This window comes from Pseudoalteromonas sp. S558 (genome assembly GCF_005886635.1).
In the GTDB taxonomy this organism is placed as follows: domain Bacteria; phylum Pseudomonadota; class Gammaproteobacteria; order Enterobacterales; family Alteromonadaceae; genus Pseudoalteromonas; species Pseudoalteromonas aliena.
Map to the genome: position 1 here is coordinate 1 of NZ_PNDU01000091.1, position 13,204 is coordinate 13,204.

Below are 13,204 nucleotides of genomic sequence, written 5' to 3' on the forward strand. Positions count from 1 at the left end.
ACCCACGTACATATCCCAAACAGCATAAAGCATTGATCAATTTCACGAATTAAATTGCACTATAACGTCGTTAAAAATTTTTTATTTAGAACAACTAGATAAAAAAATTTTTGCCTAGTTCCAGCGTAATTTTCTTAACGTTAAATAGACCCTATATATAAGCAGATTGGTATAATTACTGGTTTAAGTTACTAAAAATACAAAAAAGGGATGAAAACACGGTTTTCATCCCTTTTGCTTTTAATATCTTACTTTATTAAAAATAACGTATTAAAAGTTATATTCGTACTTGGCAAATGCTGATGTATCGTTTTCAGCGCCGTCATTGTTAGAAGCAAAAGCACCTAGCGTTAAGCGTCCGCCCATAGTAAGCATTCTGTAACGTAATTCTAACTGCTTACTATTAAATCCTGTTTTGGTAATTGTATTACCTAAGTTAGGGTTGTTAGGGTAACGGTCGCGATTATCACTGTTGTAATCAACATTGCGCAATTTAACCTGCCAATCATCGCCATTAGATAGTTGGCCTAATAAAGTTAAAACAACGGATTGTGCATCGTTATCATATGTTGAACCAATAGTACGACCATGGTAGCGATAACCTGATTTATATTCAGTGTGTTCGTAATAGCAATTTTCAGTGGAAGACTCAGAACTACAAGATACGCCCGTATCTATGTATTCAACATTCACCAATATATTTTGATCGTATATGCGCTGTGTTGTTTGTACACCAAATAAATAGGCTCTATCAGCAGGTTTAAATTGCGAACTTGCATCTTCACCAATTGTGCTTGCATATAATGCATAAGGTTGCTCAAAGAGTGTGTCAGACCAGCGAATGTCGACACCGGCAAGTTGGTTGCCAATTTTTGAATCCAGTGCGCTGTCACAGCTTTCACTGCCATTAGCACACGTCGTTTGCCCGGTGATAACATCAATAAAATCACCCGCTGAACTTGGCTGACCGTCACCAGCCCATTGTGCTGACCAGCTAAGTGCAATTTCTAACTGTTGGAGTGGGCGAAAATTAACACGGCTACTCCAAAGTAACGCATCAGGAATTACACGAGTTGATTCAAGCTTTGCCATTTGGGCGGTAAAGCCCCATTGGCCGATCCAACTTAACCAAGGGGTTTTAAAGGCCGTACTTTGCTCTCGCGTTACGCTTACTGCTGGGAGTGGCTTGGCATTGCCAGACATTATTAAACTGTTATCAACACCAGGTCCCCAAAACTGTTCAACAGCACCTGCTCTAAAAATCCAGTTACCTAAGCGATACGCTAAATAACTATCGTCGAACGAGGTATCTTTACAGTCTATAAGTGCTTGTTCATTAGTAACAATATCATCTGTTTTTTTGTCTTTGGCTAAACACTTCTTTCCATCACTTCTTGAGTTAACGGCGATTTTAGCTGCAAAGTTATTGCCTAAATAAGTGTAAGCTGCTGAAAGTTCAGACTCTTGCGTGTTAGTAGCACCAAAACTGGTTGCAATAATAGAATCTGTGGCTGCAAAAGCGGCAAGTTGAACGTTATGCGAACTACTATTTTCTGATTTATAGCGATGCTTTACGCGCAGTAACGCATCTTGCAAGCTTGGCGTTAATTGCTCAAGTGGCGTGCTGTCAACATCATTTATAAAGCTCTTCCACATCAGCGGGTAAGTGGTTACAGGGGCTAAAATAACACCAGCATCAGCTAATTGTTGAATATCAGCTCTTAAGCCATAATCATCTGGTTTTACCCATGGTTCAGCATTAACTGATACGCTTATTGCACAAAAGAGAGTAGAAAGAAGAAAAATTCTGTTTCGCAAAGTTCAGATCCTTATGATTGAAATTGCCGCCAAGTTTATCAACCTAAGCTAGCTATTGCAGCAAATAATAAAATAAAGAGGGTTAATTTTTTGTATAAAAATGTAAGCTATCTATCGTAATAAGTATGCGATTGATATACTGGATGCAAAATAGGAAATAAGGAATGTAATGAGCAACAAACGACTTTTATTTATTCCGGTATCATCACCACAAGGCATTGGTGAATATATGCGTTCGTTGCTATTGGCGCAAAGTTTACAAATCGAATTTGCGAACTCTATTGATATCCACTTCATATTAAATAAGCATACGGCGTATGCAAAAGATTGCCCTTTTGAAACCACATTACTTGAACATTCAGCCACTAAAGAACTTGATTATGTTTGCGAATTTATAGAGCAATTTAGACCTGATGTTGTGGTTTTTGATTGTGCGGGACGCGCAGGGCATATGAAAGCAGCTAAAAAAGTAGGGGCTAAAGTCGTTTTTATTTCCCAGCATGCTAAAAAACGAGCAAAAGGCTTAAAGCTTAATCGAGTTAATTTAATTGATGTACATTGGGTTGTGCAGCCCGATTATTGCATAGAGCCACTAACTTGGGCTGAAAGCACTAAGTTAGCAATGTTTTCTCTGGCATACCCAAATAATGTAGGTCCTTTTGTTGCTTTTGCATCTAGTGAGCAAAAACGGGATGTGTTGAATCGATATCATTTAGAGCCAAATAGCTACTTTATTGTTAATGCGGGCTCCGGTGGGCACAGTGTAAATAACTTAAATTGTGCGGATGTTTATTTTAATGCTGCTCTTAAAATTACTAAACGTACAGGGTTAACAGGTGTTGTGGTTTTTGGTCCAAATTATCCTGGCGTTATCCCAAACTCTAATGAACTTATTTGCTTATCAAGCTTACAAAATACTGACTTTTTGGCGCTAATGAGCCAAGCTAAAGTCGCGCTGCTTAGTGGTGGCGATACTTTACTGCAAGCTATTGCAGTTCAAACTCCTGTTGCTGCATGCGCTATATCTAAAGACCAAGCAGCACGTTTAGCGCACTGCGTTGGTACAGGCGTTGTGCTAAAAGCGAATTTTGATACTGATGATATATCGGCTAAAGTTGAGCATATTATTGAAACGTCTTTTTATAATGGGCTTGTTAATAAATATGCTCAGCTTGAAAATATACACAGCTATGATGTTATTACTGAAGGTGTAAAAAATATGCTCATAGGAGAACATTCATGAACGTTGTAATTGTTATTGATTCATTGGTTGGCGGTGGCGCTGAAAAAGTGATGCTTACGCTTGCCGAGGAATTGGTAAAACTACAGCATAATGTCACTATTTTATCTCTTGCTAGCAGTGTTGAATACGATATTCCAGACATGGTAAATGTTGAAAGTTTACTTTCAGATAGAGCATCTAAAGTTGATAGATTTTGGCAGCGTAAAAACAGTGTTTTGAAACTCGAAGCATGGTTTGAAAAAAAACAGAGCGAGATTGGCAGTATTGATTTAGTTCTTTCTAACCTTGATAGAAGTAATAACTTACTCGCACGCAGTAATATCAAAAATGTTCATTTTGTTATTCATAACTCCGTTAATGCTGAACTTGCTCGTCAAAAAAAGTTAGGTCCATTTTCTTACTTATACCTTAAAAAAAGTAAACAAAATTTAAATGGTAAATCACTGATTTGTGTATCAAAGGGGGTTGAAAAAGAAATAACACAAGGGGATTTAATTCGCCCAAGTGCAATTACGACTATTTATAACCCGTTTGATTTTGAAAAAATAAATCAGCAAGCGAACGAGCAAAATAACAATATCCCAAGTGAGCCTTATTTAATTCACGTCGGGAGGCTTGCTAAACAAAAACGCCACGATATATTATTTGCAGCATTTGCAAAGCTTGATAAAAAATACAAGTTAGTACTTTTATGTAATAAACCTGCAAAAGCGATAAAGCTTGCACAGGCGTACGGCATAGAAAAGCAGTTAGTAGTGCCAGGGTTTCAACAAAACCCGTACAACTGGATTAAGCATGCCAAAGCATTGATCCTTAGCTCTGATTTTGAAGGGTTTGGAAATGTAATCGTTGAGGCATTAGCGGTGGGTACTCCGGTAGTTAGCACTAATTGTACATTTGGGCCAAACGAAATATTAACAGGCGAGCTAAGTAAATATTTAGTACCCGCTGGACAAAGTGAGGCATTAGCCAATGCCGTTAAGCAGGTGCTAGCAGATAAGCCAAATGTAGAAAACGCAGAAATTTTAAAACAAGTACAGGCAGAGCAGGTTGCTCTGCAGTATTTAGCGCTAGTTAACTAGCGCCTGATAAAGCTTTAAGGTAGTTGCTGTGTAGAGTTTGAAAGTCACTTGCTTGCCAATTAAATGTATTATTTCGGCCTTGTTCTTTTAAAAATGAACGTTCAAGGCGCGTTATATTACTTTGTTGCCACTGTGCATTAGGTTTTTTTATTTCACCTCTATCAAAGTCGATAATATACACATCACCAATGTCATTAAATAAAATGTTATTAATGTTCAAATCGGCGTGGTACACACCTTTTGCATGAAATAGCGCGATTGTTTTCGCAATGCGCTCTAACTCATCTTGAGTCAATGAGCGTTTAATTAATATATCGAGTACGCTTTTAGCGCCTGTAACAGCCTCGGTAATAATATCACCACGATAAATTAACCCGCTGCGGGTTACTTTAGCTGCAATAGGGATTGGCACGTTTAAACCAAGCTCTATAAGTTTACTCATTAAGCTAAACTCTTTATACACGCGGGTTTGTTCAAGCCCTGGGTATAAATATTGATCGCTTAGTAATTTACCCACTAAACCACCACGCCAATAATGCCTCAGCACGGCTGTTAATTTGTCTTGTTTAAAAAACCATGCTGTTGCTCTGCCTTTTTTAGCACCCACAATTTTATTTTGTTTTTGCCAAAAATTGGCATCAAACCAATCAAGAGTAATTTGGCTTGTGTATTTAGGGTGGCTTAATACAGTGTGATTGCCTTGCACGTGTTGTTTAAACATAGCTCTGTGTAATTGCTAAATAATGGGCCTATATTAGCGCGTTTTAAAGCGCAGGATAAGTGCTTGCAATAGCGTGATTATAATTTAAGATCGGCTTTTGTATTTAATACCTAAGGGAATGTGTGACTCAAGCTCCTAATTATTCATCTATTTGTATATTAAGACTCTCAGCCATTGGTGACGTATGTCATGGTGTGAGTGCAGTACAAGCTATTCAAAAAGCACATCCTAATGCAAAAATCACCTGGATTATTGGCAAAGTAGAAGCCATGTTACTTGCTGACTTACCGGGCGTTGAGCTGGTTGTGTTTGATAAAAAGCAAGGAAAAGCTGCACTTAAAAGCTTAAAACAACGCTTTAAAGGTCAAAAATTTGATGTACTGCTTAATATGCAAGTTGCATTAAGGGCTGGGTTTGTAGCGCGTTGTATTCCTGCAAAAGTAAAAATAGGGTTCGATTGGGCGCGGTCAAAAGAATTACACAGCTTATTTATTAATAAACGAATAGAGCCACAAGCCCAAGCGCATGTGCTTGAAGGTTTTAAAGGTTTTGCTAAAGTCATTGGTGTAGCTGATTATAAACCGAACTGGAACATGCCCTATACCGAGCAAGACCAAGCGGTTGCAGATGAGTTACTAACACCAGAGTACCTAACGAATAAACTATTAGTAATATCGCCAGCAGCAAGTAAAGCACAGCGTAATTGGCTCGCAGATCGTTATGCATCATTGGCTGATTATGCAAGCGAGCAAGGCTTTAAGGTGGTATTGACGGGTGGTCCAACAGAGCTTGAAATTAACCTAGCAAATAGCATTATTGAGCACAGCAACACGCCGATTTTAAACTTGGTGGGTAAAACAAAACTCAAAGAGTTGTTGTGCGTGTTAAAGCGTGGCAGCTTAGTGCTTGCGCCCGATACGGGTCCTGCGCATATGGCGGTGACAGTTGGTACGCCCGTTATAGGTTTGTATGCACATTCAAATCCAGCACGCACTGGTCCTTACTTATATCAAGACTACGTGGTAGAGGTTTATCATCAAAATTTGCTTAAGCAAACTGGTAAAACGGCAAAACAAGTCTTGTGGGGGACGCGCGTTAAAGGCGATGATTTAATGAGCCAAATTACAGTTGATGATGTAAAAGCGATGTTTGATCATGTTGTACAAAAAGAGTCTTTGTAATGTATACACAACAAAAAAATAAAGCGCTTTTTTTAGACCGCGATGGCGTGGTAAATGTTGATCATGGTTATGTGTATCAAAGCGATAAATTTGAATTTATTGACGGTGTTTTTAGCACTTGTAAAATATTTTATGATGCAGGCTATAAAATCATAATCGTCACTAATCAATCTGGAATTGGCCGAGGTTATTACAGCGAAGCTGATTTTTTAGCACTAACACAATGGATGAAAGGCCAATTTAGTGCCCACAGCATTGAAGTTACCGATGTGTACTTTTGCCCTCATCACCCTAAAAAAGCGCACCCTGAGTATTTGAAAGAGTGCAGTTGCAGAAAGCCTGCGCCAGGTATGTTATTGCAAGGTATAGAAGAGCATCACATTGATCCTGCTTGCAGTATTATGGTGGGCGATAAACTCAGTGATATGCAGGCTGCGAAAAAAGCGGGCATTACGACTCGTGTTTTAGTGCGTTCGGGTCAAAACTTTGACGAGAACGCCAAGCAAGAAGCTGATTTAATTATCGATTCTATAAGCAGTTTACCTGCACTTTTAAATACACAAATAAACTAAATAGACTTAGCTGTAAACTGGCAGGAATTCCTTCCAATTTATAGCGTTTGCGACGAACTGCAAACCGTGCATTTTACCCATTAAACTTTTACAATACCCCGCATAATAAACAGCCGCGTAAGTGCGGTTGTTTACCCGTTCAAATAGATGGAGAACCTAGATGAGAGCATCTGCTTTTTTTAGCCAGTTACAACAGCAAATTGAAGACGTAAAAACCGAAGGTTTGTATAAAAGCGAACGTATTATTAAGTCCCAGCAGCAAGCTCAAATCGAAGTTGCATCAGGTAAAGTAATCAACTTTTGTGCTAATAACTACTTAGGTTTAGCTAATAGCCCAGAGCTAATTGAAGCTGCGCAAAATGGTTTAAATAATCATGGTTTTGGTGTGGCGTCTGTTCGTTTTATTTGTGGCACGCAAGATATTCATAAAACGCTAGAGAAAAAAATCAGTGAGTTTTTAGAAACAGAAGATACTATTTTATATTCTTCATGTTTTGACGCAAATACAGGTTTATTTGAAACCATTTTAGGCGCAGAAGATGCCATTATCTCTGATTCATTAAACCATGCATCAATTATCGATGGTGTACGTTTATGTAAAGCTAAGCGTTTTCGTTATGCAAATAACGACATGGCTGATCTTGAAAAGCAACTCATTGCAGCAGATGAAGCCGGTGCTAAAACAAAATTAATTGCTACCGATGGCGTGTTTTCTATGGACGGCGTTATCTGTAATTTAGAAGCAGTGTGCGACTTAGCCGATAAATACGATGCACTTGTAATGGTAGATGACTCTCACGCTGTTGGTTTTGTTGGCGAAAACGGTAAAGGTACACCTGAGTACTGTAATGTATTAGATCGTGTAGATATTATTACCGGCACTTTAGGTAAAGCGCTAGGTGGCGCATCAGGCGGCTATACATCAGGTAAAAAAGAAATTGTTGAATGGTTACGTCAGCGTTCACGCCCATACTTGTTCTCAAATTCATTAGCGCCTTCAATTGTTACTGCATCAATTAAAGTACTTGAAATGCTTGAAAATGGCGGCGAGCTGCGCGCTAAACTTTGGTCAAATGCTAAATATTTCCGTGAGCAAATGGAAGCTGCTGGTTTTACGTGTGCAGGTAAAGACCATGCAATTATCCCAGTCATGCTAGGAGATGCCAAAGTAGCCTCGTTAATGGCTGATAAGCTACTTGCTGAAGGCATTTATGTAACCGGTTTTTCATTCCCAGTAGTACCAAAAGGGCAGGCTCGTATTCGTACACAAATCTCAGCGGCGCATAGCATTGAACAACTTGATATTGCGATTGATGCATTTACCCGTATTGGTAAAGAAATGGGCGTTATTTAATTTTATTTTAAACCGACGCCTCGCTTCGGTTTTTTTAGTTGAGTGTGAATTATGAAAGCATTATCTAAATTAAAAGCAGAACCTGGTATTTGGATGACAGATGCACCAAAGCCAGAAGTGGGTCATAACGACTTACTAATTAAAATTCTTAAAACAGCTATTTGTGGTACCGATGTACATATTTACAAGTGGGACGAATGGGCAAGTAAAACCATTCCTACTCCAATGGTTGTTGGTCACGAATATGTGGGTGAAGTCGTCGATATGGGCCAAGAAGTTCGAGGCTTTAAAGTTGGCGACCGTGTATCAGGCGAAGGGCATATTACGTGCGGGCACTGTCGAAATTGCCGTGCAGGGCGTGTGCATTTATGCCGTAATACAACGGGAGTTGGCGTAAATCGTGAAGGTGCATTTGCTGAGTACTTAGTTATTCCTGCATTTAACGCATTTAAAATTCCAGATAATATATCTGACGAACTGGCTTCTATTTTCGACCCATTTGGTAACGCAGTTCATACCGCACTATCGTTTGATTTAGTTGGCGAAGATGTACTTATAACTGGTGCAGGCCCAATTGGTATTATGGCAGCAGCTGTTGCAAAGCATGTTGGTGCTCGCCATGTTGTTATTACCGACGTAAACGAATACCGTCTAGACTTAGCACGTAAAATGGGTGCATCACGCGCTGTAAACGTGGCAAACGAAAAGCTTGAAGATGTAATGAAAGAGCTAGGTATGACAGAGGGCTTTGATATTGGCCTTGAAATGTCAGGCGTACCAAGCGCGTTTAATTCAATGCTTAATAACATGAACCATGGCGGTAAAATTGCCATGCTAGGTATTCCACCATCAGATATGGCGGTTGACTGGAACCAAGTTATTTTTAAAGGCTTGGTGATTAAAGGTATTTACGGTCGCGAAATGTTTGAAACGTGGTACAAAATGGCAAGTTTGATTCAATCGGGTCTCGATTTGAATCCAATCATCACACATCAGTATTCTGTGGATGACTTCCAAGCTGGCTTTGATATGATGATTTCAGGCCAGTCAGGCAAAGTAATTTTAAACTGGGATTAGTTTTAAAAATTCTAGATAGGGCGGCTTAGGCCGCCTTTTTTATACTATTAATTAAAGAGACTCCAATGGCATTTAAACATATTTCTATAGCGCAAACGTTAGAGCTTTTAGATAAAGAAGACGTTGTAATTGCAGATATTCGCGATCCTAATTCGTATCAGACTGGTCATATTCCAGGCTCTGAAGCGCTGTCTAACGGTAATATTGCGCAATTTATGATGGAAAAAGAGTTCGATCAGCCAATTATTATCGTGTGTTATCACGGGATGAGCTCTCAAGGTGCCGCTAGCTATTTAGTTGAGCAAGGTTTTGAAGACGTTTACAGTATGGATGGTGGTTTTACTGCTTGGGAAGCGGCTTATAGCGAGAAAGTAGAGCGATGATAGAGCTTGGCAGTTTAAATAACCCGCGCGCCGCACAGGGCTTTATAGATTATTTAAAAAGCCAAGGCCTAGATGCAAAGATACACTCAGCTGATGGCAGTAATGTCATTATTAGTGTGCTTGAGGAAGATTTTCATCAAGTGCAGCCGCTATGGGCTGAATTTACACAAAATCCTAATCATGAAAAATACCAGCAAGCATCATGGGATGTAGGCAGCACACAATCGCCGCTTAAATACCAAGGGCAGTCGCTTAATTTAATGGCGCGATTTAAAGCGCTTAGCTGGCTTAATCAAACGGTTAGCATATTGAGTATTGTTATTTATGTTGCTTTTTTATTGGGGGGATTTAATGAAATTTATACTGTGCTGCAATTTAATCCATCGCAACCGCTTAGCTGGTTAACTCCCGCTCTTGTTCACTTTAGCGCGATGCATATTGTGTTTAACTTAATTTGGTGGATGTCGCTTGGTGATAATATCGAAAAGCAGTGTGGGAAATTAAGCTTAATCGGCTTATTTTTGGTGACTGCGCTTATTAGTAATTGGGCACAATATTTAATGGTTGGCCCGAATTTTGGCGGGCTAAGTGGCGTGGTGTATGGATTACTTGGTTTTTGTTGGATACATAGTTTTTTAAACCCTAACAAGCCTGCGTTAGTAAGTATGGCAATAGTCGGTTTTATGTTAGTTTGGTTAGTGCTTGGCTTTGCAGATGTATTGTTTGTAGGTATGGCTAATTGGGCGCACTTAGGTGGGTTAATAAGCGGTATTGCTTATGCCTACACCGCAAAAATATTTAACAAAAACAGTTAGCGTTAAAACCAATCCGCTTGATTATGGCCATTATTTAACTATTTATAAGAATTTACTCTGTTAAATTAAGCAATGCTTACGCGGATTGGTATCAATTACTAATGATATAAATACTTAGTAAACAACACTTCACGGATAATTTCGTGGCCAGTTTCTTCTTTTAACAAGCTTTTAAGTCTTTCGAAGCATTTAGCGCGTATTTCTTCGCGGCCAATAAGTGATTTTATTTTTTCTTCAGGTTCTTTTGATAATATTTCAACCAATGCGTCACGAAGTAAAGGCGTGTGGTGTTCTACAATCGCTATGTCTGATGTATCGGTCAGCATTAAATCCACAGTGACACGCACATAGCCCATTTTTTTACTCGAAACGCCTATGTAGTTAGTAATAATGTCAGGCTCAAAACCAAAATAACCAACGGTCGATTTTGCGTTTGCCGTTAAGCTTATAGCGCTCATTATTAGTGCAAAAAGACCTATGTATACTATTTTTTTCATATTTAAAGCGTTTCCGTAAATCTGTTACAAATAGTTTATACTTAATAAGTCCTAATAAACAGCGCCAAGCAATTATTTATATTAGTTATTTTAGGCTGCCGAATCATCACTTTTTCAAATGCATCGGCAATGTTATCATTACCTTGGATTTTATTTTATTGAGCTAATGTGACTACTTTCCCTATTTCTTTATCTGTTGATTGGTCTCCTGCTTCACAAGTAAGTGATTTATCTAATTCTGAGCACGATTGGCTGTTTGAATCGCATTCTTTAACGGCTAAATTAAAAAGTCATTCGCAATCCTTTAGTGTGAAAGTGCTTAGTGAGCAGGTTTTTGACTTATCAATACAGCAACAAAAATTACTTAATTGCACCTTAACATCAGCATTGAATCGCGAAGTGCTATTATTGTGTGACGATAAGCCTATGGTATACGCGCAAAGTTGGCTGCCAGATAATCTATTACTAAAGCAATCAAAAAATCCTTTGCATAATATGGGAGAAAGGCCATTAGGCGATGTGATTTTTCAAGATCCAGAACTTGTTCGTAAAAATATAGAAATTGCGCGCTTTAATTCCATCCATCCATTACAGCAACTCGTGTCACAATTAAATTTGCCTAAGCAAACCTTACTAGGCAGACGCAGTGTATTTTCATTGCAAAGTTATAACTTTTTAGTCTGTGAAGTTTTTTTACCCGGAGCGTATTTGTACTCATGAAGCTAGCCCTTTTAAAAGCCAACCATATTCCTTATTACATACAGCTGATGCGTGTAGATAAGCCTATTGGTACGTTATTATTGCTTTGGCCAACATATTGGGCATTATGGTTTGCTAATAATGGCATGCCAAGCTTGGTTAATTTTGTTGTATTTACACTTGGCGTTATTGTAATGCGAAGTGCTGGATGTGTAATAAACGACTTTGCTGATAGAAAAATAGACGGCTCAGTAAAGCGCACAGCTCAGCGCCCACTGGCTTCAGGGGTCGTTAGTAATGGTGAAGCGCTTAGTTTATTTTTGCTGCTTATTGTACTCGCGTTTATTTTGGTATTAATGTTAAGTATTAATACTATTTTACTTTCTTTCGCAGCGCTGGCATTGGCATTTTGTTACCCGTTTATGAAACGCTACACACAGTTACCCCAAGTTGTACTCGGTGCCGCTTTTGGTTGGGCAATACCTATGGCTTACATGGCTTCAATAAATCAATTACCTATACAAGCTTGGTTGTTGTTTTTTGCAAATGTTTGTTGGACGGTGGCTTACGACACTATGTATGCCATGGTTGATAGGGACGATGATTTAAAAATAGGCGTTAAATCAACAGCTATCTTATTTGGTAGGTATGACCGCCATCTCATTTTTTTACTTAATGCGGTGTTTATTACGTTAGTTGCTTTTATAGGTTTAGTTAATGGGTTGTCTGTCCCCTTTGGAATTGGTTTGGGGGTAGCAGCGGGTTTATTAGTTTATCAACAAGTGCTTATCCATCATCGTGAACGAGATGCCTGCTTTAAAGCATTTTTAAATAACCACTATGTAGGCTTAGCTATTTTTATTGGTTTGTTGTTCTCATATCCAATAGCATTTTAAAGCCTCAATAAAGGTTGTTAAAATACGCTATTTTGAGCTATCGGGGTGGATCAATAATACCGCTAATAGATGCATTTTTTCTAAACCAACCAGCTATTGAGTAACGCTTGTTTATGGCTGGGAGTACCTCGTGAACAAAGCGCTCACTTTCAAATAGCACTAAGGTGCCAGCTGTGGGCTTAATAATGATTTCGATTTCTTTACTTTTATGTTTATAAATAACAAGTTCGCCGCCTTGAGCTGGCGTGTTTAAGTAGAGCACACTCGTTATAACCCTATTGGAGCGGCCTTTAAAAGCATCAACATGTTTTTTATAAAAATCACCCGACGTATATTTGGCATAATGGCATTCATAATCAAATAAGCCGATAAAAAACGTGCGATTGAGTGTCGTTTTAATGTTTTCCATTATAGCTTGATAAGCTACTTGAGCTTGTGAAGTGCCATCAAACCAATAGGTTTTATCTTTGCGAATACTATCGTCTACTTGTAAATTATTTAAACGACCAATACCAGCAAGTGTAAAATGCGGGTTTATACGATAACAATCTGCCATTAAATCGCTAATAAGTCGTTCATCAATAGCTTGATGAATAACACTGTAACCTTGTACTTCTATTTCAGTTAAATAATTGTCGTAGGCTAAGAGGTTGAGCATTTATGTCAGCTGTTTTTTTAAGGTGCGACAGTGTAGCCGAAAAGATATCAAAAGCTACCACTTTTATGTCGCATAGTTCTTAAAAACAGCGTTACTTCAGTAACCTGAGCTTTGGATAATAAATCACCTCAAACTGCTATTGTCAGTGCTAACAGCGTTGAATTTACTTGCAATAGGCCCGCTATTGACACGTAAATTCGCCTTGTTT

14 protein-coding genes are annotated in these 13,204 nt (G+C 38.7%); 10 read left to right on the plus strand and 4 right to left on the minus strand.

Features of this window, described 5'->3' with window-relative positions; all coding sequences use genetic code 11:
* Window positions 1–270 precede the first annotated feature (270 nt).
* Window positions 271–1,818, minus strand: coding sequence for a capsule assembly Wzi family protein (locus CWB66_RS07525; RefSeq protein ID WP_138584879.1), 1,548 nt, complete (start codon window positions 1,816–1,818; stop codon window positions 271–273).
* 169 nt (window positions 1,819–1,987) lie between these two features.
* Here CWB66_RS07525 and CWB66_RS07530 point away from each other — a divergent pair, with 169 nt between their 5' ends.
* Both CWB66_RS07530 and CWB66_RS07535 read left to right on the plus strand, forming a co-directional pair.
* Window positions 1,988–3,061 carry a hypothetical protein gene (locus CWB66_RS07530; protein ID WP_077537077.1) on the plus strand — a complete coding sequence of 358 codons (1,074 nt, stop codon included), beginning with the start codon at window positions 1,988–1,990 and terminating at the stop codon, window positions 3,059–3,061.
* A complete protein-coding gene (locus tag CWB66_RS07535; RefSeq protein WP_138584880.1) occupies window positions 3,058–4,143 on the plus strand; it encodes a glycosyltransferase in 1,086 nt (361 codons plus the stop codon). Before CWB66_RS07530 ends, CWB66_RS07535 begins: the two co-directional genes overlap by 4 nt.
* On the opposite strand, the gene CWB66_RS07540 is transcribed toward CWB66_RS07535, so the two are convergent.
* Window positions 4,136–4,864: a 3-deoxy-D-manno-octulosonic acid kinase gene (locus CWB66_RS07540; RefSeq protein ID WP_138584881.1), complete on the minus strand. Its 729-nt coding sequence runs from the start codon at window positions 4,862–4,864 to the stop codon at window positions 4,136–4,138. The two genes, CWB66_RS07535 and CWB66_RS07540, sit on opposite strands and share 8 nt — an antisense overlap.
* 122 nt (window positions 4,865–4,986) lie before the next feature.
* Between CWB66_RS07540 and CWB66_RS07545 the strand changes: the two genes are divergently transcribed.
* The 6 genes from CWB66_RS07545 (at window position 4,987) to glpG (ending at window position 10,246) form a co-directional block, all read left to right on the plus strand.
* Window positions 4,987–6,045: a glycosyltransferase family 9 protein gene (locus tag CWB66_RS07545; protein WP_138584882.1), complete on the plus strand. Its 1,059-nt coding sequence runs from the start codon at window positions 4,987–4,989 to the stop codon at window positions 6,043–6,045.
* Window positions 6,045–6,617, plus strand: a complete 573-nt coding sequence (gmhB, locus tag CWB66_RS07550) for a D-glycero-beta-D-manno-heptose 1,7-bisphosphate 7-phosphatase (RefSeq protein WP_138584883.1) — start codon at window positions 6,045–6,047, stop codon at window positions 6,615–6,617. The genes CWB66_RS07545 and gmhB overlap by 1 nt, the downstream gene beginning before the upstream one ends.
* A gap of 160 nt (window positions 6,618–6,777) precedes the next feature.
* On the plus strand, window positions 6,778–7,971 hold the full coding sequence (locus CWB66_RS07555; protein WP_138584884.1) for a glycine C-acetyltransferase: 1,194 nt from the start codon (window positions 6,778–6,780) through the stop codon (window positions 7,969–7,971).
* 51 nt (window positions 7,972–8,022) lie between these two features.
* A complete protein-coding gene (tdh, locus tag CWB66_RS07560) occupies window positions 8,023–9,048 on the plus strand; it encodes an L-threonine 3-dehydrogenase (RefSeq protein WP_138584885.1) in 1,026 nt (341 codons plus the stop codon).
* A 65-nt stretch (window positions 9,049–9,113) separates the two neighbouring features.
* Window positions 9,114–9,431, plus strand: a complete 318-nt coding sequence (gene glpE / locus CWB66_RS07565) for a thiosulfate sulfurtransferase GlpE (protein ID WP_138584886.1) — start codon at window positions 9,114–9,116, stop codon at window positions 9,429–9,431.
* The gene (glpG, locus tag CWB66_RS07570) at window positions 9,428–10,246 is read left to right on the plus strand and encodes a rhomboid family intramembrane serine protease GlpG (protein WP_138584887.1); all 819 of its coding nucleotides are present in this window, start codon (window positions 9,428–9,430) and stop codon (window positions 10,244–10,246) included. Before glpE ends, glpG begins: the two co-directional genes overlap by 4 nt.
* Window positions 10,247–10,344: 98 nt before the next feature.
* Here glpG and CWB66_RS07575 read toward each other — a convergent pair whose 3' ends face one another.
* The gene (locus tag CWB66_RS07575; RefSeq protein WP_077537086.1) at window positions 10,345–10,743 is read right to left on the minus strand and encodes a flagellar basal body-associated protein FliL; all 399 of its coding nucleotides are present in this window, start codon (window positions 10,741–10,743) and stop codon (window positions 10,345–10,347) included.
* A gap of 168 nt (window positions 10,744–10,911) precedes the next feature.
* On the opposite strand from CWB66_RS07575, the gene CWB66_RS07580 reads away from it, so the two are divergent.
* Together CWB66_RS07580 and ubiA are read left to right on the plus strand one after the other, a co-directional pair.
* Window positions 10,912–11,463, plus strand: coding sequence for a chorismate--pyruvate lyase family protein (locus CWB66_RS07580; RefSeq protein ID WP_077537087.1), 552 nt, complete (start codon window positions 10,912–10,914; stop codon window positions 11,461–11,463).
* A complete protein-coding gene (gene ubiA, locus CWB66_RS07585; protein ID WP_138584888.1) occupies window positions 11,460–12,338 on the plus strand; it encodes a 4-hydroxybenzoate octaprenyltransferase in 879 nt (292 codons plus the stop codon). Before CWB66_RS07580 ends, ubiA begins: the two co-directional genes overlap by 4 nt.
* A gap of 37 nt (window positions 12,339–12,375) precedes the next feature.
* Here the strand turns inward: ubiA and CWB66_RS07590 are convergent, their stop codons facing one another.
* Window positions 12,376–12,996, minus strand: coding sequence for a 2OG-Fe(II) oxygenase (locus tag CWB66_RS07590; protein ID WP_138584889.1), 621 nt, complete (start codon window positions 12,994–12,996; stop codon window positions 12,376–12,378).
* Between the last annotated feature and the right edge of the window lie 208 nt (window positions 12,997–13,204).

What these genes read in the sequence shown, in the direction of transcription:
- CWB66_RS07530 (WP_077537077.1), top strand. Translation starts at nt 1,988, where the DNA reads ATGAGCAACAAACGACTTTTATTTATTCCGGTATCATCACCACAAGGC.
- CWB66_RS07535 (WP_138584880.1), top strand. Translation starts at nt 3,058, where the DNA reads ATGAACGTTGTAATTGTTATTGATTCATTGGTTGGCGGTGGCGCTGAA.
- CWB66_RS07540 (WP_138584881.1), bottom strand. Translation starts at nt 4,864, where the DNA reads ATGTTTAAACAACACGTGCAAGGCAATCACACTGTATTAAGCCACCCT.
- gmhB (WP_138584883.1), top strand. Translation starts at nt 6,045, where the DNA reads ATGTATACACAACAAAAAAATAAAGCGCTTTTTTTAGACCGCGATGGC.
- CWB66_RS07555 (WP_138584884.1), top strand. Translation starts at nt 6,778, where the DNA reads ATGAGAGCATCTGCTTTTTTTAGCCAGTTACAACAGCAAATTGAAGAC.
- tdh (WP_138584885.1), top strand. Translation starts at nt 8,023, where the DNA reads ATGAAAGCATTATCTAAATTAAAAGCAGAACCTGGTATTTGGATGACA.
- glpE (WP_138584886.1), top strand. Translation starts at nt 9,114, where the DNA reads ATGGCATTTAAACATATTTCTATAGCGCAAACGTTAGAGCTTTTAGAT.
- glpG (WP_138584887.1), top strand. Translation starts at nt 9,428, where the DNA reads ATGATAGAGCTTGGCAGTTTAAATAACCCGCGCGCCGCACAGGGCTTT.
- CWB66_RS07575 (WP_077537086.1), bottom strand. Translation starts at nt 10,743, where the DNA reads ATGAAAAAAATAGTATACATAGGTCTTTTTGCACTAATAATGAGCGCT.
- ubiA (WP_138584888.1), top strand. Translation starts at nt 11,460, where the DNA reads ATGAAGCTAGCCCTTTTAAAAGCCAACCATATTCCTTATTACATACAG.
- CWB66_RS07590 (WP_138584889.1), bottom strand. Translation starts at nt 12,996, where the DNA reads ATGCTCAACCTCTTAGCCTACGACAATTATTTAACTGAAATAGAAGTA.